We start from the raw sequence: 22,874 nt of genomic DNA on the forward strand, positions 1-22,874 counted from the left end.
TGACGAAAGGAGCAAATCGTGACCGCAGAATCCGATATCCGCGCCCTGATCACCGCATGGGTGGAGTCCATCCGGGCGTGCGACCTCGACGGTGTGACTGCTGCCCACTCCCCCGACATCGTCATGTTCGACGTCCCCCCGCCGTATGAGGGGGTGCGCGGCGCACAGGCCTACCGCGACACGTGGCCACCGTTCTTTGAATTCATCTGCAGCGGAGCGACTTTCGAGCTGCTGGAACTCGACATCGAGGCCGGCGACAACGTCGCGTTCGCCCATGGCCTGCTGCGCTGCGGGGGCGAGAAGGAGTTCGCCGAGAACCCGGACAACCGATTGCGCCTGACGATGGGGCTGCGTAGGACGAACGGGCAGTGGCTGATCGCGCACGAGCACCACTCGTTTCCCGACGCCTCCTAGGGCAGGTCGGCCTCGGGCCCGGGCTCGCCACCGAGCGCACCGACCAGGCGTTCGCGTGCGCGACTGAGGTGCGTGTCGAGTAGAGCGGCCGCGCCCGCACCGTCCCCGGCGGCCACGAAGTCGAGCAATCCGTCGTGCTCGGCGACGATCATCCGGGTGTCCAGCAGGCTGCGGCCCTGCACCTGGCTCATGCACAACGTCACCTCGGAGGCCAGCGTGCGGTAGAGCCGACTGGTGCGCTCGCTGCCCGCGCCGTCGATCAATGCGGTGTGAAAGGCCATGTCCGGCTTGACGACTGCGAATGCCGAACCGTCCGCGATCTCCCGGATGGCATTGTTGGCCTCTCGGGTTCCCTCCGGCACGAGGCGCCCGACGGCGAGCTGGCGCAGCACCGAGGACTCGATGGTGGCCCGGGTGCGGTAGATATCGCGCACATCGTCGGGCCCCAGGGTGCGCACCCGGGCGGTCTTGTGATTGGGCCGCTCCAACAGCATGTCCGCGACGAGCTTCTCGATGGCAGCCTTGGCGGTAGGCCTGGCGACCTCGTAGCGGGTGGCGACATCGGTCTCGGTGAGCGGGGTTCCGGGGCGCAGTTCGCCACCCAGGATCGCGTCGCGCAGATTGTCGGCGATGGCGTCGACCACCGACACCACCCGGATTCCGCTGGGCATTCGCCCACCATACGGACCTTTCATCAGGCAGGCCTACTTGGTATGCATGTGTACTTGCTAGACAATTGGTGGTGACGTGTGTCACGATCGTCAGCACAGTCCAGCCCTCACCGACCAGAAGGTCCTCCGATGACCCAGTTCCAACAGATCCTCGATCCGGCCGGCGGGTCGCTCGCGTTGTCGGCCATCCTCGCCGCCGTGCCCCTGACCTCCCTGTTCGTCATGCTCGGTGTACTCAAGTGGCCGGCGCACCGATCGGCACTGGTCAGCCTGGTGCTCTCGGTGGTCCTCGCGGTCGCCGTCTGGCAGATGCCGATCGGCCAGGCCGCCAGCGCCACTGCCGAAGGCGCGCTCTACGGCCTGTTCCCCATCCTGTGGATACTGATCAACGCCATCTGGGTCTACCGCTTGACGGAGGTGACCGGCTGGTTCGCCGTCCTGGGCGAGAAGATCCGGTCCATCTCCGATGACCAGCGCATCCAGGCGATCCTGATCGCTTTCTGCTTCGGCGCCCTGCTGGAGTCGCTCGCCGGGTTCGGCGCCCCGGTCGCCATCTCCGCCGCGATGCTGATGGCGGCGGGCATGAAACCCATCAAGGCTGCCGTGGTCTCGCTGCTGGCCAACACCGCGCCCGTCGCGTTCGGTGCGATGGCCGCCCCGATCATCACCCTGAGCTCGGTCACCGGCCTGGACCTGCACACGCTGTCGCAGATGGCCGGTCGCCAGACACCCTTTGTCGCGGTGTTCGTGCCGTTCATCCTGGTCTTCCTGGTCGATGGCCGCCGCGGGCTGCTCCAGACCTGGGCAGTGTGTCTGGTCGCCGGCCTGACGTTCGGCATCGCCCAGTTCGTGACGTCCAACTTCATCGCGGTGGAGATCACCGATATCGTCGCCGCCGTCGTCACCGTGGCCGCGGTCCTATTGGCCGTGCGCATCCTCAAACCCGGACGCGGACCCGTCACCGAAAACATCGATCCAGAACCGCTCTCGGGCGGCGCCGGGGGCGGCACGGCCACCAAGACGCCGACCGTTGCCCCGACCAAGCGTTCCACCCTCGGCGCACTGGCCCCCTACCTGATCATCATCGCGGTGTTCAGCATCAGCCAATTGCCCGGCGTCAAGCCATGGTTGGCCGCCAACGGCACCTGGGCTTTCCACTGGCCGGGGCTGGACGTCATCGACGCCGGCGGTAAAGCCCTTGCCGCACAGACCTTCAAGTTGGATCACCTCAAGGCGACCGGAACCCTGCTGCTGATATCGGGGCTGATCGTGATGGGCGTGTACCGGATCTCGCCGCGACAGGCCCTGCGTGTGTACGGCGAGACGCTGGCGACGCTGAAATACACCATCGTCACCGTGACCGCCGTGCTGGCACTGGCTTTCGTGATGAACCTGTCCGGCCAGACCCAGAGCCTGGGCTTCGCGCTCGCCTCGGCCGGTGGCCTGTTCGCGCTGCTCTCCCCGCTGATCGGCTGGATCGGTGTCGCGATCACCGGTTCGGACACCTCGTCGAACTCGCTGTTCGGGCTGCTACAGGCCACCGCAGCCAACCACGCCGGGCTGTCCGATGTTTTGATGGCCGCCACCAACTCATCGGCCGGTGTGATGGGCAAGATGCTCTCACCGCAGAACCTTGCGGTGGCCGCCGCCGCGGTCGGCATGGTGGGCCAGGAGGGTGTCATCTTCCGCAAGCTGATCTGGTGGAGCCTCGGAATGCTGTCGGTGTTCACGGTTTTCGTCTACCTGCAGTCCACCGATGTGCTCGGCTGGATGCTGCCCTGATGCTGCTCGACGCGCTGATCGCCGCCACCGGGGATGTCGGCCGGGTCGGCACCCGGGCACTCGACCTGCATGCCGCCGCACACGACGCATCACATTTCCTGCTCACCCCGCAGGTCGTCGTCACCGCCCGCGACGCCACCGAGGTCGGCCGACTGTTCTCCGTCAGCGCCGCACACGGGGTACCGCTGACATTGCGCTCGGGCGGTACCAGCCTGTCGGGCCAAGGTGTGAGCGACGGGATCCTGGTCGATGTCCGGCGCAACTTCCGTGCGATCACGGTGCTCGACGGCGGCGCCCGCGTACGCACCCAGCCCGGCGTCACGGTGCGTCGGCTCAATGCGGAGCTCGCCCGGTACGGCCGCAAGATCGGGCCGGACCCGGCGAGTGAGACGGCCTGCACGATCGGCGGCGTGGTCGCCAACAACTCCAGCGGGATGGCATGCGGGACGATCGAGAACACCTACCAAACACTTGATTCCGTGGTGGTGGTCCTACCGTCGGGCACCGTGGTAGACACCGGAGCCGCCGACGCCGACACGCGGCTGCGGCATGACGAACCCGGTATCCACGCCGGTCTGCTCGCGTTGCGGGACCGGGTGCGCAGCGATGCACGGTCGGTGGCCACCATCGAGCGTCAGTTCGCGATGAAGAACACCATGGGTTACGGCCTGAACGCATTCCTCGACTTCGACAGTCCCAGTGAGATTCTGGCGCACCTGATCGTCGGCAGCGAGGGCACACTGGGCTTCGTCGCCGAGGTGACGCTGCGAACGGTGCCGGTGCGCAACCACATCGCCACCACACTGCTGGTGTTCGACGACCTGCGCTCGGCCAACCGTGCGCTGCCCGCGCTGGTCGAAACCGGCGCGGCCACCGTCGAACTGATGGACGCCCGGTCGCTGCGGGTGGGCCAACAGCTGCCGGGAGCACCACCGGAGATCACCGGCTTCGAGGTCGCCGACCACGCCGCGCTGCTGGTCGAATACCAATCCACCGATCGTGACGAACTCTGCGCATTGACGGTTGCGGCCACGCCGGCGCTCACCGGCCTCGACCTGCGCCGGACACCCGAGCTGACCCAGGATTCGAAGGTCGCCGCCAAACTGTGGAAGCTTCGCAAGGGGTTGTACGCCTCGGTGGCCGGGGCTCGGCGGTCCGGTACCACCGCACTTCTGGAGGATGTGGTGGTCCCCGTCGACTTGCTGGCCGACACCTGTTCGGGGCTATCGGAACTGTTCGACCGCTACGCCTACCGCGATTCGGTCATCTTCGGCCACGCCAAGGACGGCAACATCCACTTCCTGCTGACCGACAAGTTCAGCGATGCCGAACCGCTGCAACGCTATTCCGATTTCACCGAGGACATGGTCGATCTGGTATTGGGCCAGGGCGGATCGCTCAAGGCCGAGCACGGCACCGGACGGGTGATGGCCCCATATGTACGCCGCCAGTACGGTGACGAACTGTTCGACGTCATGCTGTCGGTGAAACGGCTCATCGACCCCGCCGGGATGCTCAACCCCGGCGTGCTGCTCGACGACGATCCCACCGCACACCTGCGGCATATCAAGGTCACCCCGACCGTCGAGGACGAGGTCGACCGGTGTGTGGAGTGCGGGTACTGCGAACCGGTCTGTCCCAGCCGGGATCTCACTCTGACCCCGCGGCAGCGAATCGTGGTGCGACGGGCGATCGCGACGGCCGACGCAGACGGTGACACAGCGCTGGCCGACGAACTGACCGCAGCCTACGACTACGCCGCGGTGCAGACCTGCGCCGTGGACGGGATGTGCGGGACTGCCTGTCCCGTCCTCATCAATACCGGTGACCTTGTACGCCGGCTGCGGCAGGAGAACACTGGCCGAATCGCCGAGAAGGGTTGGCATTCGGCCGCCAAACATTGGAGCACCGCCAGCCGCGGAGCGGCCGCCGCGCTCACGGTGGCCGCCAAGGCACCGGCCGCGTTGCCGGTCGTTGCGAGCCGGGCCGCCCGCGCGGTCGCCGATGCCGACGTGGTGCCGCAATGGTCGCCCGACCTGCCCGCCGGTGGGCGCCGACGCAGGCGCCCGGCCCCGGCCGGCAACGCCGACGCGGTGTACCTGCCGGCCTGCGTCAACTCGATGTTCGGCGCCGACGGTGGCCCCGGTGTTCAGGACAGCCTCGAAACGTTATGCACCCGAGCCGGTCTCACGCTGACAGTGCCCACCGACATCGACTCGCTGTGTTGCGGCACTCCGTGGTCATCGAAAGGTATGGCGGCCGGGTACCGGACCATGAGTGACCGGACGACGGCGGCGGTCCTGAAGGCCAGCCGCGGTGGCCAGATCCCGGTGGTGTGCGATGCGTCGAGTTGCACCGAGGGGCTGATCAAGATGTTGCGCAAGTCGGCCCCTCAGGTCCGCATCATCGATGCGGTCACGCTGATCCGTGAACAGGTCCTCCCCCGACTCGGCGAACTGCTCACCATTCCGTCGATGACGGTGCACCCGACATGCTCGTCGACCCAACTGGGCAGCACCGAGGATCTGCTGGCGATCGCGCGTGCGGTGGCCGACGAAGTGGTGGTACCCACCGACTGGGGATGCTGCGGATTCGCCGGTGACCGCGGGATGCTGCATCCCGAATTGACTGCCGCGGCGACATCCCGGCAGGGGGCTCAGGTCAGGGCAAACCCGACCACCGCACATGCGTCCTGCAACCGGACCTGCGAGATGGCCATGAGCCGCGCGACCGGTGAGAGCTACCGGCACATCGTCGAAGTGCTCGCCGAAGCTGCGGATTCCGCAGCGATGAGTTCTCGGGGTCAGGTCGGTCAACACTCCTAGACGAAGGGAGTGGCCATGCCGCAGGTACGGAACCTCGACCGATACGGGAAGGCGCCCGTCGAGTGGGCGGAGGTGTCCCACCAGATCGGTACCGGCGTATCGCAGGTCGCCGGGCAGGGCGGACCGAGCCGGCACACCGCGTGGTTGGCAGCCGTGACGCCGGGCGGAGCGCCGCACGTGCGACCGCTCGGCGTCGTCGCGCATTCCGGCGCCTGGTATTTCAACTCGGGCACCAGGACGGCCAAGACGCGGCACCTGCTACGTGACGGGCGGTGCACACTGACATTGGCGACGGACCCGTTCGACCAGGTCCTGGAGGGCATTGCCGTCCGGGTCACCGCTGGCCCCGAATTGGACTCCGTGGCAGCGGTATTCGCCGAAGACTGGCCGTGCCGAGTCGAGGGTGACACGCTGACCGCCGAGTTCAGTGCGCCCTCGGGCGGCAGACCACCCTACTACCTGTTCCGGATGGACCCCGTCCGGGTGTACGCATTTGGCACGCGGGAACCCTACGGCGCCAACCGGTTCGACCTCTGACGCTCTAGTGCTTCGGTCAGCGCTTCCCGCCAGTGCCGCAGCGGGCGCAGACCGGCCTCGGCCGATTTCACACCGGACAGTGCTGAGTATGGCGGCCGGGCAGCCGGCCGCGGGAACCGATCGCTGGTCACCGGCCGGACCCTCCCCGGGTCGGCACCGACCTCTTCGAAGATCGCTCGCACCTGTTCGAATCGACTGACGGCTCCGGTGTTGGCAACGTGCAGGATCGGCGCAGTCGGCGGCTCGTCGATGATCCGCAGCAGCGCCGCGCACAGATCGACGACGTAGGTCGGTGAGCCGACCTGATCGGTCACCACGTCCACCGGATCGGATCCGGCGGCTGCGCGGCGTAAGGCAGCAACAAAATCCGAACCTGTGCCACCTTCGTATATCCAGGCGGTCCGGACCACACGTGCATCCGGCATGGCTTCGACCACGGCACGCTCACCGTCCAGTTTCGTCTTGCCGTAGACGCTGAGCGGTGCTGTCCGATCATCGATCTCATAGGGTCGCGGTTGCCCATGGGGAAACACACCGTCGAAAACGTAATCGGTCGACACGTGGATGAGCGCTGCACCGGCGCGCGCGCAGGCCTGGGCGATATGAGCCGGTCCGGTGACGTTGACCGCCCGTGCCCTTTCGGGATCAGCTTCGGCTGCGTCAACTTTGGTGTATGCGGCACAGTTGACGACGGTGTCGCCGGCCCGGACCACCTCTGCGGTGGCGGCGGGATCGGTGATGTCCCATTGTGCCGAGGTCAGTGCCACCACATTCGCGCCCTGCTCGCGGACCATGTCCGTGAGTGTCCGCCCGACTAGCCCACCTGCCCCCGAGATCACGATGCGGCCGGTCACCGATGCAGTGTCGCACAGATGACGGCCTCCCACATTGCCGAGCATCCGCTCCGCGGCCCTTATTCGTGGCCGGCGACCAATCGACCGCCTGGTGGGCATTCGCCAGAACTCCCCGCGCCGTCGAGTCAAGACGATGCCGAGCAAATCCACCTTGTTTCGAATTCAAGAATAAACTGTTTGCGCGGTAGCGAGTGGCCATTTCATCGAGATAGATCGAGTCGCCCGCGTCGACGTCGCTCCGAATCGGAATTCTTGCAGAAAGACACAGGAAACAATGGCCATCGGTGCTCCGTAGAAATTCGCCAAAATCGACCATCAAGTTCCCATAGATCCAGTTCTAGGCCGAATCATCGCTTTGTGCTTGGCATTGAATCAACACAATACCCGAGACAATAGCCGACACCTCCAGCCTTTGACCTACGGGGCGAAGTTGCCGAAAAAATGGCTCCAATAATCCCGAAAATTACGCGCAACAATTGATCGGTCCATTACAGTCGCGTTCGCCGAGTTCAAGCGGACGAGGCATTCAGCAACACAATCGACTCCATTACCGATATTCAGGTCCCCAGGAGGGCAACGTGGCGCTCCAGCTGTTCCCCCGCAGCCAACCCGACCCGGTCGATCCGGCCACCCGACGCCGTATCCGGGCCGGAACATTCGTCGCGGCACTCGGAATCGGCGCCGCTCTGGCTGCCGCACCGACCGCCGAAGCGACGACAGACGACACCTCAGGGTCATCAGCATCATCCGAGTCCGGCGGCGAGCGTTCTGAGCCGGACCGCAACAGCTCTGCCGATTCGGACCGCGACGAGTCCGAAAATGACTCGGATGCAGTGGATGACGATGACGACGAGGCTGACGAACCAGAAGACGACTCTCCCGCCACCAAACAGCGCCGATCCGCGTCGCCGCGTTCCTCGGGCCTCGATCGAGCACTCGATGACGACCAGGGTCCGGCGCCCGAACGCACCCCGACATTCGTCGAAACCACGACTGAGACAACGCTGCTGACAGCAACGGCAACCGTCCAGAGCACTGCCTCCGTCGTCATACCGCCGAAGCCGCCGGCCAAGCCCACGACAGTGTGGTCACTGCTGGCATCATGGAATCAGCAGTTCCGGCGCATCTTCTCCAATACCACTCCGGCGATCGGCTACAACGCGACGGACAACCGCGTCCTCACGAACACCGACAACATCACTGGCACAATCGACTTCACCGATCCCGACGGTGACCGCCTCGACGTCACGATCAGCGCGCCGAAGCACGGCCAGGTGACCGTCAACGCCGACGGTAGTTTCGTCTACGATCCCGTCGACGGATACGTCGGACGGGACAGCTTCGTGGTGACGGCGAGCGACGCCGCGGACCCCCGCTTCCAAGGCTTGCTCGGCTTCCTGATCCGCAACCGCGGGATGACCACGACACGGGTGATCGACATCGCCGTGGCCGCGGCGAGCACCAACCGTGCCCCGCTGCCAGGTAGCCCCGCGTTTGACATCGACGGAATCGATTCGGCCACAGGCGAGGTCACCGGAACGGTCAAGGTCACCGACCCCGACGGCGATCCGCTCGGTTACACGTCGTCAGGCGGTCCGGCTCATGCACAGGGCACGGTCCGCATCGATGCGGCCACGGCCCGTTGGAGCTTCGTGCCGACCGCCGCGGCTCGCCAGCAGGCCCTGGCCGCAGGCCGACCACTGGACAGCACGTTCGCCGTGACAGCCACCGACGGCCGCAACGGCAGCGTCACTGTCGCAGTGACCGTCGCCATCACCCCGGCGGCGGGTACCGCGCCGAGTGCGCCGACCGCCCCGGCTGCCCCCACCGTGACACCCTCGGCCACCTCCGTGGCGGTCAGCTGGACCCAGCCCGGCACCGGCGGCTCGTCGATCACCCGATACTCGGTGCGCTACCGCCCGCTCGGCGGGTCTTGGAGCCTTGCGCAGGACGTCCCGGGCAGCGCGGCATCGACCACCATCACCGGTCTGCTGGAGAACACCGACTACGAGATCGCCCTACGGGCCTCCAACGCCGTCGGCAACTCCGCCTGGTCGGCATCGCGACTGACCCATACCAGCGGCGAGATCGTGGATCCAAGGCCGGATCCGGGCACACCGCCGTCCGGGAATGTGCTGTGGAGCGACCGTCTCGACACCGCGCCCAACGGACAGCTGACCAAGGTCAGCGGTGATGCTCTGTTCGGCCCGACCGGCGCGCTGACCAGCGGGGGCACCTACGTCCACGGCAGCATCCACACCGACCCCGACGGCGGGAAGCTGCTGCGGCATTCGATTCCGGCAGGTCAGCTCGGCGCCTTCATCGTCGCCCCGAAGCTCATCCGACCCACCGACCACGCGGTGCTCAGCTACGACGTCCGATTCGACGACAACTTCGACTGGCGTTGGGGCGGAAAGATACCGGGACTCGTCGGGGTGGCGCCCGGCCACTCGATCTACGAACCCACATCGGGTAACGCGGACCGCAGTGTCGGCTTCTCGGCGCGCCTCATGTGGCACGGACGCGGCGATGACGGCACCCGCCCGTTCCAGGGCAAACTGGGCCCCATCCAGGCGGGCGCCGACATGGATCTGGTGACCTACATCTACGCCCGGCAACCGTCGTCCGGGTTCAACGGATTCGGTTGGCACACCAGCCTCGGCAATGCGTTCGGACGCGGACAATGGCACCGGGTCACCATGGAGGTGCAGCTCAACACCGTCGGCGCCCGCGATGGGGTGTTCAAGGTGTGGGTGGATGACACGCTTCGGTACAGCGCCACCGACTGGATCTACCGCGACCGACCCGACGTCATGATCGAGGCGGTGCTCTATGACATCCATCGGGGCGGCGGCACCACCCCACCGAGTTGGGTCAGCACCCGTGACACTCATGTCGACGTCCGCAACATGACCGTCACCGAGTTATAGCCGACCCAGCAGGGCCTGCCAGCTGCCGGCACCGGCGTCGCGCTCCGAAATCAGTGACACCGGTTGCGGCCAGCCGATTGCCAGGTCGGCATCGAGCGGGTCGACCGCGATGTCCTCCGTCGGATCATGTGGGCGGTCGATGCGATAGCAGACATCGGCCGTCGGTGTCAGCGCCTGGAACCCGTGCAGGAAGCCGGGCGGGATATACAGATGGTCAAAAGCATTGTCGTCCAGGATGAATGACTGGTGCCGGCCGAAGGTCGGCGAACGCTTCCGGATATCGACGACGACATCGAGAACGGCTCCGTGCGCACAGCGCACCAGCTTGGCCTCCCCTGCTCCGGACCTGCCGTGCAGCCCGCGCAACACACCCTGCCGGGACCGCGACTGCGAATCCTGGACGAAGGTGGCCGACACCGGCGCACCGAGGTGGGCATCGAAGATCAGCGCGTCGAAGGTGCGGGTGAACAGGCCACGGTCGTCACGGTGCGGTGTGGGTGTGAGCAGCAGGACGTCGCGCAACTCGGTCTGTTCGATCCGCACGGCGCGATTGTGGCATGGATTGCCCGGGGACAGCGGGGCGTAGACAACCGGATTACTCTGTTCGGCTATGCGATTGCTCGTCACTGGGGGCGCGGGCTTCATCGGCTCCAATTTTGTCCACGCGGTGGTGCGGGATGCCCGCGCCGAGGTCACCGTGCTCGATTCGCTGACCTACGCCGGGAGCGCCGAGGCGCTGCGCTCGGTCGAGACCGATATCAGATTGGTCGAGGGCGATATCAGCGATGCGGCCCTGGTAGGCCCATTGGTGGCCGAGTCCGACGCTGTTGTCCATTTCGCGGCCGAGACGCACGTCGACAACGCGCTGGCCGACCCCGAGCCGTTCCTGCACACCAATGTGGTCGGCACGTACACCATGCTGGAGGCGGTGCGCCGTCACGACGTGCGACTCCATCACATCTCGACCGACGAGGTATACGGCGACCTGGAACTCGACGTCCCGGACCGCTTCACCGAATCGACCCCGTACAACCCGTCCAGCCCCTACTCGTCGACCAAGGCTGCGGCGGACATGCTGGTCCGGGCGTGGGTGCGGTCCTATGGTGTCCGTGCCACCATCTCGAACTGTTCCAACAACTATGGGCCCTACCAGCATGTCGAGAAGTTCATCCCCCGGCAGATCACCAACATCCTGACCGGGCGCCGGCCCAAGCTGTACGGGCAGGGCCGCAATGTCCGCGACTGGATTCACGTCGACGATCACAACAGCGCGGTGTGGCGCATCCTGTCCGACGGCCAGATCGGCCGCACGTATCTGATCGGCGCGGGCGGCGAACGCGACAACCTGACGGTGATGCGGACCATTCTCCAGCTGATGGGCCACGCACCCGACGATTTCGACCATGTCACCGATCGTGCGGGTCATGACCTGCGCTACGCCATCGACGCCTCGGTACTGCGCGAAGAACTCGGATGGGTACCCGAGCACACCGATTTCGAGGCGGGGTTGCGCGCGACGATCGCCTGGTACGAGGCGAACGAGGCGTGGTGGGGGCCGTTGAAGAACGGGGTCGAGGCCGCCTATGCGGGGCGCGGACAGTGAACGTTCGCGAACTCGCCGTGCCGGGCGCATGGGAGATCACCCCGACGTTGCGTGAAGACTCCCGCGGCCTGTTCTTCGAGTGGTTCACCGAATCCGGATTTCGCGAGTTCTCCGGACACGATTTCAGCTTCGCGCAGGCCAACTGTTCGGTATCGATGGCCGGTGTGTTGCGCGGACTGCATTTTGCCGAGGTCCCACCCAGCCAGGCCAAATACGTGACCTGCGTGCGGGGAGCGGTGTTCGATGTCGCGGTCGATATCCGCATCGGGTCGCCGACCTTCGGCCACTGGGACGCGGTGCGACTCGACGACCGCACCCGCAAGACCATCTACCTGTCCGAGGGCTTGGCTCACGGATTCCTTGCGCTGGAAAATGATTCGACGGTCATGTACCTGTGCTCGGCACCGTACAACCCGACTCGCGAACACACGATCCTGGCCACCGACCCGGCGTTGGGCATCGAGTGGCCGGAGGGGCACACACCGTCGCTGTCCGAACGTGATCTTCAGGCCCCGACACTGGCCGATGTCGAGGCGGCCGGCACCCTGCCGACCTGGGCCGCGACCCGGGATTTCGTCGACGGGCTGCGCTCCCGCGTGAGCTGAGGGCCGCGACGGTCCCGACAACTCGCTGTAGCCCCGCGTTGGTCGACAGATTCGCCCTCCCACGTGCGTTTTGCACACGACACCGGATACGTCGGTGTGATGACCGGGATACCTGGCGTTCACCTGCCGGCTGCGGTATCGACGGCGATCCGCAGGTCGGCCGTTGCGCTTCCCTCGATCCTGTACAGCGAAGGGAAGAACGCCGGACCAGTAGGCGTTCACGGGCCACCGAATCCGAACTCATTGCGTAGTCAATTGCCTTGCACTACCGGCACACTCACCGGTGATCTTGATCAGATCTGAACCTGCGCACCGGCCGCGATGGGCCTACAGTGGGTGATCCACGGCTATGTCGGCGCCGGTAGCGGGGTCCGACGACACGTAGGGGGAACCTGCACATGCAAATTCTTGTCACCGGGCATCAGGGATATCTCGGAACGGTCATGACTCCCGTTCTCACCGCCGCCGGGCACGACGTCACAGGGTTGGACATCGGCTACTTCGCCGACTGCGTGCTCGGCCCGCAGCCGCACGATCCCCCGACCATCACCGTCGACCTACGCGACGTGACGCCCGAGCACCTGGCCGGTTTCGATGCGGTTGTGCACCTGGCGGCGCTGTCCAACGATCCGCTGGGCGCACTCGCCCCCGAGATCACGCACGATATCAACCACCATGCATCGGTACAGCTGGCACGGGCGACGAAGGATGCTGGGGTACAACGATTTCTGTACGCATCGACCTGTTCGGTATACGGGGCGTCGGGCGACGGGCTGGTCACCGAGGATGCCACGCTGCAACCGCTGACACCGTACGCGCAGAGTAAGGTGAAGGTCGAGGACGATGTCGCCGAGATGGCCGACGACAGCTTCTCACCGGTATTCCTGCGCAACGCCACGGCTTTCGGGTTCTCCCCCCGACTGCGGGCGGATATCGTGCTGAACAACCTGGTCGGCCACGCGGTGCTGTCCGGCGAGGTGAAGGTCCTGTCCGATGGCACACCATGGCGACCGCTCGTGCACGCCCGCGATATCGCCGAGGCATTCCTCGCCGCCCTGCACGCGCCGCGATCGGCGGTGCACTGCAAGGCCTTCAATGTGGGCAGCGAGGCCAACAACCTCACGGTCGCCGAGATCGCGCAGGCGGTCGTCGAGGTCGTGCCAGGCTCCACGCTGGCAATCACCGGCGTCACGGGCGGCGACGACCGTTCCTACCGCGTCGATTTCTCGGCCTTCCGCAATGCCGTGGGTTATGAGGCGACCTGGTCGGTGGCCGCCGGAGCCGATGAGTTGTACCAGGCATATCTGGCCGGCGGACTGGATGCCACCCGGTTCCAGAACAGCTTCACCCGGCTGGCCAAGTTGCAGGCGCTGTGCGCCGAGGGCGTCCTCGACGACACCCTGCGCAGAGTGAGTTCCAGTGTCTGAGGTGTGCCGCGGCTGCCTCGAACCGACACTGCGCAGGGTGCTCGACCTCGGATGTGTGCCGCAGGCCAAACACTTTCCGCCGGTCGACCAGCCGATCAGCGCCGACGAGTCCGACTATGCGTTGGCCATGGACCTGTGCACCGCCTGCGGTCTGGCTCAGCTCGCCGATGACGACACCATGTCCGACGAACCGGTCGGCCTCGAACCGCAGGCGCTCAAGGATCAGGCCGAGCTCGCGATCGAATTGGTCGACGCGGCAGGCTGGTTGCGCGGGAGTACCGTGCGTGAGTTCGGGAGCCCGCATGGCGGAACCTGGCTGCCGCTGCTGACCGACCGGGGCTTTGTCACCACTACCGAACCCGCCGATGTGGTGCTGGACTCCTTCGGGATCATGCATGACCCGCGCCAACACGAGGCGTTCGCCGACCGGGCGCGCACGACCGCACCCGAGGGTGTTCTGCTCGTCCACTTCCACTCACTGTTCACCATCGTTACGCAGAATCAGTGGAACTCGCTGCGCGACGGCCACTTCGCCTACTACTCGTTGACCGCGCTGTGCCGGCTGCTCGCCGATGCGGGTATGCAGGTTGTCACCGCGTGGGAGTTCGGACTGTATGGCGGCACGGTCCTGGCGGCCGCGGTGCACGGAACCGATCACGATTGTGACGAGTCGGTCAACCGGATCCTCGAGCGGGAAGCATCGTTCGGAGTGACCGATCCCCTTGTGGTACAGCGGCTCCAGCACAGTGCCGACAGCCATGTCGAGGAGCTACGTGGCTGGTTGCAGACCGAAGCGCGCGAGGGCCGTGAGGTGATGGCGTACGGCGCGGCGTCGCGGGCGGTATCGCTGTTCAGCCGGGCCGGACTGGATTCCACACTGGTGGCCGCGGTCGCCGACGCGTCGCCGGCCAAACAGGGACGCCGAATGCCCGGTACCGACATACCCATCGTTGCACCCGAGGAAATGGTTGCGGCCAAACCGGATTGGGTCGTGCTGACACTACCCGATCTGCTCCCGGAGGTCAGCTCGCAGTATCACGAACTCGAGGGGCGCTGGCGCGTCGACATCGGATGACACCGCCGGACCAGTTGCAGTTCATCGCCCCGATGCCCAGGCTGACCGCGGACGGTGCGGCGTGGGTGGCAGAACTGCGGCGCCTGGAGGACCGCGGGTTCGATAGTATCTGCGTATCCGAGCATCTGACCAACGGGTGGCAGCTGTCCGCGCTCGCGGCGATGTCCTATGCCGCGGCGAGCACCACAAGGCTGCGGATTCTGTCACTGGTTCTGCAGAACGACCTGTATCACCCGGCCCTGCTCGCCAAACACATCGCGACCATCGACGTGCTCTCCGGCGGTCGGGTCGAGCTCGGCATCGGTGCCGGCTGGCATTCCGGCGACTATCGGGCAGTCGGCTTGCCATTCGAGCCCGCCGGGATACGGGTTGCCCGGCTGGCCGAAGCGATCGACGTGATGCGGATGTACTTCGCCTGCCCGACGGTCGATTTCGCGGGCGCGTACTACCGGGTCGAGGAGATGGAGGCGCTGCCGCGGTGTGTGCAGCAGCCCGGACCACCGATCCTCATGGGCGCCGGTGGTCCGGCGATGCTCGCGTTGGCCGGCCGGCGGGCGGACATCGTGGGCATCCACGCCACGATGGGGCATGACGATATCGAGCGCGCGGTCGACGACCTGGGCGCCGGCTCCATCGCCGCCAAGATCGATCGGGTGCTCACCGCCGCCGCGGCCGTGGGGCGTCAACCACCCCGGTTGCAGTTCATGTGCTACCACGTCCGGGTCACCGACGGACCCGGCGCCGCCGGGCCGCGGTCCACCTGGGCGACGGCGATCGAGGCACGCCGAAATGAGCTCGACGGCTCGCCGGCGGTGCTGGTCGGCACGGCGTCGGAATGTGCCGATGCACTGCTGCGGTGGAGCGCCGAGTTCGGGATCACCTACTGGCATCTGGGTCAGGATGTCGAGGCCGCCGCGCTGATCATCGACGAGGTCCGCGCCCGCGAGGACAGTTGGTCTGTCGCGTCACGGTGACGGTGCCCTTGGTGGTCGGCCGGTGCGAAACTCGCGTGCCCGGGGTTCGAGAGGGGCCCCGGGTACGCGAGTTTCGCCGCACGGTGGTGTCGCACTGTCGTCATCGACGCCCCGAGCGTTTCAAGCTACGACGCAACGTATGTGACATGGGCGCGAAGGTCAGCACCGCACCCAGGAACGGCGCGTCGACCCGACTCAGTCGCGCCATGGCGGCACGCAGATCGTCGTCGTCGACCCCTGCATACCGTGCTGTCAGCAGCACACCGTCGCTGTGCGTGGCAAGCACCGCGGCATCGGTGTAGGCAAGCAGCGCCGGGGTGTCCAACAGCACGTAGTCATAGGACTCCCCGACCTGCTGGACCAGCTTCTCGGCAGCCCGGGACGCCAGCAACTCGCTGGGCTGCGACGAGATCTGTCCCGCCGGAAGGACATCCACCTTGGGATGCTCCATCGAACGGATCACCGCATGGGCCTCGGCCACACCGTCCAACGCATCGGCCAGGCCGGCGTCCTTGGACATGTCGAGCGACTGGGTCAGCCGTGCTTGCCGCAGGTCCGCGTCGATGACGAGCACCCGATGCCCGGCATCGGACAGCGCCGCCGCCACCCCGCACACCGTGGTGGTCTTGCCCTCCTCCAGGCCGGCGCTACTGACCGCCACTACGCGCGAAGACGAACTTTCCAACAGGTGAACAAGATTCGTTCTGATATCGCGGAAGCTCTCCATCAGTGCAGCATTGCCGGTGACCCGCGCGAACGCGTCGCCGCCGGACAGCTGGACCGACGGCACCGCGCCCAGCGGGGCGGCGCCGGTCACGTCTTCGAGCTCCTGCGACGTCTGCACCGTCCGGATGGCCCGCCCCCGCAGGCTCGCCGCGGCGAACCCGAGCGCCAGACCGGCGACCGCACCCAGACCGACATTGCGCGGAACGTTCGGCGACACCGGCGCAGTCGGGGTGGCCGCCGGCTTGACCAGCGTCACCTTGGGTCGAGGTGTCGACGGCGCGGTCTTGAGCTGCAGTTCGTCGACGAAGTCCGCGAACTCGAATGCGTTCGCATTCGCGATCTCTCGGGCAAGAACCGGTGAGGAGTCGGTGACCGTCAGATCGATCAGCACCGTCTCGGGTTCGACGCTGGCCTCCATCTTCTCGGCCAGTGCCGATGCCGACATGTCGAGCTGCAGGCTGTCCACCACCCGTTCGGTGACCGCCTCGGACTGGATGAGCTTCACCAGCGACAACGCGATCTGTTGCGATGCCGAAGTCTCCTGGTACGACGCATTACTCACCGGAGCACCGCCCGTCGTCGAGACGTACATGCGCGCATGTGCCTCGTACTGCGGTGTGGCCAGCATGGACAGCACCAGCGCGACGAGCGCTCCGACCAATGTCAATCCGAGCGCGATGACCCAACCCGATACTCCGGTAATCTGCTGCTTGACAGTACTTCTCACGATATCCCCGCCTTTGTGATGGTGATGTGTACCGACGACACCGTCGGTTGTTCGGACTGCCGACTCCCTGCCTGACGTGTTAGCTTCGCCGTAGTGCCGTAAACGACTGGCGGGTGGGCTGACTCACGAATACGCAAACAAGAACTGACGCGCGCGGCCGAGCCACCGCGGCCACCGCGCTGCTGTGCATCCTCGCCACGACCTTCATGGTCGCCTGCTCGTCCGGCAATCCGAAGCAGCAATGGCTGCGGGCAAGCACCGACGGGCACCACCTGGTGCTGGCCGACGGCAGCCCGTTCATCATCCAGGCCGACTCGGCATGGTGGCTGGCCGAACGGTCGTCCCGCGAGGATGTCCGCCGATACCTCGACGTCCGCAAGGAACAGGGCTTCAACACCGTGATGTTCGCGGCGACTTTGGATTTCGGCAAGGGACGCAACACCGATGGGCAGACCATCTGGTCGGAGAACGCGGGCTCGCCGAACCCCAAGTTCTTCGACCACATCGACTACATCATCGACCAGGCCGCCGAACGCCGAATGCGGGTCGTCATGGCCCCGGCGTGGCTCAAGCATGTCACTCCGCCGCACGGCGGTGGCCTGACGGTGCAGAACGCCTACCCGTTCGGTCGTTGGCTGGGCGAGCGATATCGCGACGCCCCGATCATCTGGCTGATGGGCGGTGACGATGTCGACTGGCATGAGGCGATTGCCGAGGAGCTGGCCCGCGGAATCACCAACGGAGTCACCGGATCCGATACCGGACACGATGGGGTGGTGATCACCTACCACCCGTCTTGGGCGCAGTCCTCCTCGGCCCGCTTTCACGATATCGCCTGGTTGGACTTCAACTTCATCCAGACCGGGCACTGCGGACGCACTCTTACCGCCGGATACCAACTCACCACACCGGACTTCGATCGCTGGCCGCCCAAACCCACCATGGACGGTGAGCCGTTCTACGAGGGGCATCCGCTCTGCATGGACCCGTCCCAGCCGTACTCGACGCCCCAACAGGTGCGAAACGGGCTGTACAACGGTGCATTCGGCGGCGGCGCCGGGATCGCCTATGGCCATCATTCGGTCTGGCAGATGTACCAACCCGGCCGCAAGGGCGTCAACGGTCCGCTGCGCTACTGGTACGACGCGCTCAACGACCCGGTCGCCGGCCAGGTCCGGCACCTGCGCAACCTGCTCGAATCGCGTCCGATCCTGACCCGGACCCCGGACGGTGGAACAGGTTCCGCCGCATCCGGCACACGCTCCACCCGCTCCATCGACGACTCCTACGCCATGACGTACTCCTCGGACGGCACCGCCATCACGATGGACCTCGGTCGACTGTCTGGATCGATGGCCCGCCTGTGGTGGTTCGACCCCCGCACCGGAGCCGCCACCGAGTACGGCACCTCCCCGGCGGATCGTGTCATCGAGATGGTTCCGCCGGACAACCAGGACTGGGTACTGGTCGCCGACGACGCCGACCGTGGATTCCCCACCCCCGGGGAACCGTTCGTCCAGGCGCGTGACGGCGCCTGAGCCTTCGTCAGCGCGCACCGTGCACCGCCTGCACCGCCCAGGCCGAACCGCCCTCATCATCGAACCGCATCAACGTCACCGTGCCGCCGGGCATGACCTCCAGCGGTGTAGGCAGCACACCGAAGTCGATATTGCCGCCGGATGTGAAGAAGACCGAACCCCCGGTCGCCCGGAAGACGACCGCCTCCCCCGGAAATCTGCTGGCTGACACCTCGCGGATCGGTACTGCAGACGCGGTCAACGCCACGGTGCAGGCCGCCCCCACCGCGATCGAGGCAGCCGGGTCGAGTCGTCGGGTGAGGTTACGCGTGACGATCGGCGAATCGCACATCGAGTTGCGCATCCGCACCTGCGCCGCACCGCCGTCGGTCGAGGCCATCAGCCCGTATCGACCGATGAAGACATTGGCGCTACCCGACACCATGGCACCCGATACCGCCCGGATCGAGAACGCCTCGCCCTCCCCCAGCGCGGAGTTCGCAAAATGGCATCGGTCGACCCGATTGTCGCGGGAATTGGCGAACAGGAGCCCGTTCTCCAGCCCCTCGAAGTGGCAGGTGTCGAACGAGACCGATTCGGCGGCATCGATGTACACGCCCAGCGCGGCCTGTTGGAACGTGACGTCGGCGAACAGGTGGCTGTGGCCGGTCCGGTTGGACAGGTACTCTGTCGACCCGTCGACCTCCGGTGCGTAACCACCGAGCTGACGGCAGATCTTGACATTGGCCCCCGGGTGATCGCCCTGCGAGCCGAACCCGTCGATACGTCCGTTGAGCCACAGCGTTTGGTTCACCTGCCCGGACATCAACAACGACAGCGACCGCGCCGAGTCGTTGCGCCGCTCCAGCACCACATTGGTGAAGGTGAGGAACTGGATCGGATCCAGCGCGTCCTGACCGCCGCCCTGTAACCAGAGCTGCGCCCCGCCGAAGTTGTACACCCGCACATTGCGGAAGTCGGAGTGCCACAACCCCGACGCCGAGTGACCGTTCGCCCGCCGGGCCACGATGTGGATACCGTGCTGCTCGCCGTTCCCCGCGGCCAGCAGGCCCAGCCCCTCGACCAGCACGCTGCGCACCGGCCCGGAATCGATGGTCAGCACCGCCGACGCCCGCGACCCCGGCACCGCCCGGATGATCGTCGACTCGGGTCCGGCCCCGACCATCCGGGACTGATCGCGCAAGACCAGACCGTCGGCGACGTACTCACCGGCGGGCAGGTACAGAGTCAGACCGTTGTCGCGGGCGAAGTCGATGGCGTGCTGCAGTTGCCGGGTGACGTTGACCCCCTCACCGACCACCCCGAAGTCGCGCGCGTTGACGATCAGGCCGCCCAGTTCGGAGACCACCTGCGGGGTCACCTGAACGGTCTCCGCGCTGCACCCGGCGGCGCCGACGGCGGCAGTGGCCGCCACCCCGGCGAGCAACGCATGGCGGCGGGTCAGCGCCGCGGGCAGGTCAACCATCGGTAGTCTCCCGGTCCGGAAACGCACAGCAGGCACCGAGCAGCACCGCGAGACCGAGATAGGTTGCCGGGTAACCGAACCCACCGGTGGTCACGGTGCCGACTGCCAGGGCGACCACCAACGCCAGCAGTACGCGGCGCTGCATCGACACGAATCGGCCACCGCTCCACCCGGTGGGCTTCAGCGCACGGACGGTGAGATGGACCAGGAACGCGATGTACATCAGGGCGCCGAGCACCCCGGCCTTCATCAGGAAATAGGCGTAGCCGTTGTGCAGAAAGGCCGCCTCCGTGCGGGTGAAGGTCACCTTGGTCGAGGCTGTCTCGAGGCCGAATTTCACCACACTGCCCCAGCCCTGCCCGGCCACCTGCGCAGGCCAGGGCTGTTCACCGAACTGTCGAATCGTCTGTTCGACCTCGAAGGCGCGGTAGTTGTTGGCGATCTGGGTCCGGGTCTGCAGATCGGTCGTCGAGACCTCGGTGATCGAGTTCTCCACCCGGGTGACGAAGAACTCGTCCAGGAAGGCCTGGACACCGGGTAGGAACGCCACCGTGAAGTAGTAGACGCCGAGCACCGCGGCAGCGGTGGTGAGCACGGTCAGCACCAGCCTCACCGGTTGCACAGCCACCCGCCCGAATCTGTCGATGGCCAGGCCCAGGGTGCCCAACACCACGATGATCAGCGAGATCATCAGCCCGCGTGACAATGTCAGCAGCATCGAGATGACCAGCAGGGCAGCCGATCCCATCACCATTCGGCGCCACGGCCGCGTCAGATCGCCGCTCAGCAGTAGCAGGCAGGCGCACAGAGCAACCAACTGGGTGACCGATCCGCGGCCGGCCTCCAGCCGGAACAGGTACAGATCGGTGACACCGCTGGAGATCACGGTCGCCAGTCGGACCAGATGGACGATCGAAATCGCCAGTCCGGCCGCAACCAGCGCGCCCAGCAGCAGCCGGAAGGCACCCGCCGTCCGGCCGAACGTGTATCCGATCGCGAGGAACAGCAGATAGGACAATCCGATCCCGACATCGCGCTGCACATCGATGTCCAGGGGTGTCGACCCCGCGTAGTTCGCGAGCACGGCGGTCGCCGCGCCGAGCGCCAGCACCCCGACCAACCAGTACCCGGCCGCCGGAAAGCGGATGACGGCGGACGGGATCGCGACAACCAGCGTGAAACCGCAACTGGCAAGCGCGAAGGCGATACCGAGCAATGGTCCCATGTACTCGGCGACCAGCAGCGAGGCGGCGACCGCACCCGCCAACACGATCCACCCTGCGGTGAGACGGTCGGAATCTGCCGGTGCCGTGATCCGGGTCCGCGTCGCGACGGTGGCCATCAGCTCTGCCTGTCCACGGTCACCGCACCGAGCAGGCGGTCGGCGATCGCCCGGTGCCCCTGATCGTTGGGGTGGAACGTATCCGACGGGCCGAACTCCGTCGGGACATCGGCGGGTCCCTTGAAGTCGCGGTTCTCGGACAGGTCGGCGATGCTGCGGTACGCCCCACCCCGCCCCTCGCAGATGTCCTTGATGATGACCTCGAACCGTCGGGCAGCGTCTCGTGGCCGCCACGGACCGACACACAGCAGCCCGGCCCTCGGTGACGCGTCCATCAGCCGGTCGACCAGCAGTTGGTAGTCGCGCCGGAAGGTCGTGTGGTCGGTGCGTGCCACATCATTGGTGCCGAGCTCGACGATCACCAGGTGTTGCCCGCCCGGGAGATCGGTGTTGCCCAGTGCATTCTCGGTGGTCCCTCCGAGGGAGTTCAGCGGCGTGTCCTCCACCGGTCCGCCGACCCGCCACGCCTGTACCAGCAGCGGGTGAAAACCGAGGCGCCGCTCGGTCGCATACAGCCCGGCATCGAGCGAATCGCCGATCACCGCAACGCGGAACGTGTCGCCGGCGTCGACGCGCACGTGCGCACGGGTGGTGTTCTCCGGTGCCGGGGAATCCGGGCTGAACCGGTAGGCGAGGAAGACCGTCGCGACCAGCAGCACGATCAGGGCGATGACGGCCCTGGTCCGGGTGGCCGGGGCCATCAGCAGGCATTCCGTTGTTTGATGACCTTCGCAGGCACACCGCCGATGACGCTGTAGGGCGGAAACTCGCCGCGCACCACACTTCCCGCCGCGACGATCGTGCCGCGGCGCACCCGCGCGCCGGCCAGGAACGTGACCCGGGCACCCACCCAGACGTCGTCCTCGATGACGATCTCGGCTTCCCGGGTGCCCTGACTGCGGATGGTGGTGAACAGGTTGTCGGTGATGTGTTCCTGGGAGTGGAAGGTGACATACGGCCCGGTGATCACATCGCTTCCGATGGTGACACCACCGCTGCAGCCGATATGGGCGTGATCGCCGATACCGCTGTAGTCGCCGACCGTCAGTCCCACACCGCGTTTGGACAGTTGGCTGGTGCTGGTCACGATGACCCGGCGCCCCAGCTTGGCGCCGCGGCCGAGGCGCACACCCCGGGTCCCGCTGGCGTCGATGATCGAACCCGCTCCGATGGTCGCCAACGGCGCCGGGTCCAGGTTCCGCTTGCACATGATCCGCACCCCGGCACCCCGGAACACCTTGCGGCGCAGCGTGATCATCCCGCGCAGCAACTGCACCCCCCGGCGCAGGTACTCCCCGAACAGGAAACTGCGCGGCACCTCGGGATCGATACTGTACGTGCGCCCGGCATCTTTCATGACCCGCTCGACAAGCGCCATC

General features: G+C 66.4%; 19 protein-coding genes. 11 read left to right on the top strand and 8 right to left on the bottom strand.

From position 1 onward, the window contains the following. The first annotated feature begins 18 nt into the window (after window positions 1–18). Window positions 19–414 carry a YybH family protein gene (locus tag ACLBYA_RS01085; RefSeq protein WP_447707501.1) on the top strand — a complete coding sequence of 132 codons (396 nt, stop codon included), beginning with the start codon at window positions 19–21 and terminating at the stop codon, window positions 412–414. On the opposite strand, the gene ACLBYA_RS01090 is transcribed toward ACLBYA_RS01085, so the two are convergent. Next, entirely contained in the window at window positions 411–1,085 is a 675-nt protein-coding gene (locus ACLBYA_RS01090; RefSeq protein ID WP_447707502.1) for a GntR family transcriptional regulator, read from the bottom strand. The two genes, ACLBYA_RS01085 and ACLBYA_RS01090, sit on opposite strands and share 4 nt — an antisense overlap. A gap of 129 nt (window positions 1,086–1,214) precedes the next feature. Between ACLBYA_RS01090 and ACLBYA_RS01095 the strand changes: the two genes are divergently transcribed. From ACLBYA_RS01095 to ACLBYA_RS01105, 3 genes are read left to right on the top strand one after another with little or no spacing between them, the layout of a single operon-like run. Further along, the gene (locus ACLBYA_RS01095; protein ID WP_447707503.1) at window positions 1,215–2,867 is read left to right on the top strand and encodes an L-lactate permease; all 1,653 of its coding nucleotides are present in this window, start codon (window positions 1,215–1,217) and stop codon (window positions 2,865–2,867) included. Beyond that, window positions 2,867–5,692 carry an FAD-binding and (Fe-S)-binding domain-containing protein gene (locus tag ACLBYA_RS01100; RefSeq protein WP_447707504.1) on the top strand — a complete coding sequence of 942 codons (2,826 nt, stop codon included), beginning with the start codon at window positions 2,867–2,869 and terminating at the stop codon, window positions 5,690–5,692. The genes ACLBYA_RS01095 and ACLBYA_RS01100 overlap by 1 nt, the downstream gene beginning before the upstream one ends. Window positions 5,693–5,707: 15 nt before the next feature. Beyond that, the gene (locus ACLBYA_RS01105; protein ID WP_447707505.1) at window positions 5,708–6,229 is read left to right on the top strand and encodes a pyridoxamine 5'-phosphate oxidase family protein; all 522 of its coding nucleotides are present in this window, start codon (window positions 5,708–5,710) and stop codon (window positions 6,227–6,229) included. Here ACLBYA_RS01105 and rfbD read toward each other — a convergent pair. Then, window positions 6,202–7,083: a dTDP-4-dehydrorhamnose reductase gene (gene rfbD, locus ACLBYA_RS01110; RefSeq protein WP_447707506.1), complete on the bottom strand. Its 882-nt coding sequence runs from the start codon at window positions 7,081–7,083 to the stop codon at window positions 6,202–6,204. The two genes, ACLBYA_RS01105 and rfbD, sit on opposite strands and share 28 nt — an antisense overlap. A gap of 578 nt (window positions 7,084–7,661) precedes the next feature. On the opposite strand from rfbD, the gene ACLBYA_RS01115 reads away from it, so the two are divergent. Continuing rightward, entirely contained in the window at window positions 7,662–10,013 is a 2,352-nt protein-coding gene (locus ACLBYA_RS01115; protein WP_447707507.1) for a polysaccharide lyase, read from the top strand. On the opposite strand, the gene ACLBYA_RS01120 is transcribed toward ACLBYA_RS01115, so the two are convergent. Continuing rightward, window positions 10,008–10,556 carry a dTDP-4-dehydrorhamnose 3,5-epimerase family protein gene (locus tag ACLBYA_RS01120; protein WP_447707508.1) on the bottom strand — a complete coding sequence of 183 codons (549 nt, stop codon included), beginning with the start codon at window positions 10,554–10,556 and terminating at the stop codon, window positions 10,008–10,010. The two genes, ACLBYA_RS01115 and ACLBYA_RS01120, sit on opposite strands and share 6 nt — an antisense overlap. Window positions 10,557–10,623: 67 nt before the next feature. On the opposite strand from ACLBYA_RS01120, the gene rfbB reads away from it, so the two are divergent. From rfbB to ACLBYA_RS01145, 5 genes are all read left to right on the top strand, one after another. Then, on the top strand, window positions 10,624–11,616 hold the full coding sequence (rfbB, locus tag ACLBYA_RS01125; RefSeq protein ID WP_447707509.1) for a dTDP-glucose 4,6-dehydratase: 993 nt from the start codon (window positions 10,624–10,626) through the stop codon (window positions 11,614–11,616). After that, window positions 11,613–12,221 (top strand): dTDP-4-dehydrorhamnose 3,5-epimerase, encoded by a 609-nt coding sequence (rfbC, locus tag ACLBYA_RS01130; RefSeq protein WP_447707510.1) that lies wholly within the window; start codon window positions 11,613–11,615, stop codon window positions 12,219–12,221. The genes rfbB and rfbC overlap by 4 nt, the downstream gene beginning before the upstream one ends. 398 nt (window positions 12,222–12,619) lie before the next feature. Then, the gene (locus ACLBYA_RS01135; protein WP_447707511.1) at window positions 12,620–13,648 is read left to right on the top strand and encodes an NAD-dependent epimerase/dehydratase family protein; all 1,029 of its coding nucleotides are present in this window, start codon (window positions 12,620–12,622) and stop codon (window positions 13,646–13,648) included. Then, window positions 13,641–14,723 carry a transferase gene (locus tag ACLBYA_RS01140; RefSeq protein ID WP_447707512.1) on the top strand — a complete coding sequence of 361 codons (1,083 nt, stop codon included), beginning with the start codon at window positions 13,641–13,643 and terminating at the stop codon, window positions 14,721–14,723. Before ACLBYA_RS01135 ends, ACLBYA_RS01140 begins: the two co-directional genes overlap by 8 nt. After that, window positions 14,720–15,697 carry a TIGR03621 family F420-dependent LLM class oxidoreductase gene (locus ACLBYA_RS01145; protein ID WP_447707513.1) on the top strand — a complete coding sequence of 326 codons (978 nt, stop codon included), beginning with the start codon at window positions 14,720–14,722 and terminating at the stop codon, window positions 15,695–15,697. The genes ACLBYA_RS01140 and ACLBYA_RS01145 overlap by 4 nt, the downstream gene beginning before the upstream one ends. 100 nt (window positions 15,698–15,797) lie before the next feature. On the opposite strand, the gene ACLBYA_RS01150 is transcribed toward ACLBYA_RS01145, so the two are convergent. Next, window positions 15,798–17,150, bottom strand: a complete 1,353-nt coding sequence (locus ACLBYA_RS01150) for a polysaccharide biosynthesis tyrosine autokinase (protein ID WP_447707514.1) — start codon at window positions 17,148–17,150, stop codon at window positions 15,798–15,800. Between the two features lie 206 nt (window positions 17,151–17,356). On the opposite strand from ACLBYA_RS01150, the gene ACLBYA_RS01155 reads away from it, so the two are divergent. Beyond that, a complete protein-coding gene (locus tag ACLBYA_RS01155) occupies window positions 17,357–18,688 on the top strand; it encodes a glycoside hydrolase family 140 protein (RefSeq protein WP_447707515.1) in 1,332 nt (443 codons plus the stop codon). A gap of 7 nt (window positions 18,689–18,695) precedes the next feature. On the opposite strand, the gene ACLBYA_RS01160 is transcribed toward ACLBYA_RS01155, so the two are convergent. The 4 genes from ACLBYA_RS01160 to ACLBYA_RS01175 are packed head-to-tail and all read right to left on the bottom strand — an operon-like array spanning window position 18,696 to window position 22,873. Beyond that, a complete protein-coding gene (locus ACLBYA_RS01160) occupies window positions 18,696–20,153 on the bottom strand; it encodes a glycosyl hydrolase family 28-related protein (protein ID WP_447707516.1) in 1,458 nt (485 codons plus the stop codon). Continuing rightward, window positions 20,146–21,495 carry an O-antigen ligase family protein gene (locus tag ACLBYA_RS01165; protein ID WP_447707517.1) on the bottom strand — a complete coding sequence of 450 codons (1,350 nt, stop codon included), beginning with the start codon at window positions 21,493–21,495 and terminating at the stop codon, window positions 20,146–20,148. The genes ACLBYA_RS01160 and ACLBYA_RS01165 overlap by 8 nt, the downstream gene beginning before the upstream one ends. After that, window positions 21,495–22,196, bottom strand: a complete 702-nt coding sequence (locus ACLBYA_RS01170; RefSeq protein WP_447707518.1) for an SGNH/GDSL hydrolase family protein — start codon at window positions 22,194–22,196, stop codon at window positions 21,495–21,497. Before ACLBYA_RS01170 ends, ACLBYA_RS01165 begins: the two co-directional genes overlap by 1 nt. Further along, window positions 22,196–22,873: an acyltransferase gene (locus ACLBYA_RS01175; protein WP_447707519.1), complete on the bottom strand. Its 678-nt coding sequence runs from the start codon at window positions 22,871–22,873 to the stop codon at window positions 22,196–22,198. The genes ACLBYA_RS01170 and ACLBYA_RS01175 overlap by 1 nt, the downstream gene beginning before the upstream one ends. Window position 22,874: the final 1 nt, after the last annotated feature.

The organism is Mycobacterium sp. C31M, assembly GCF_053345865.1.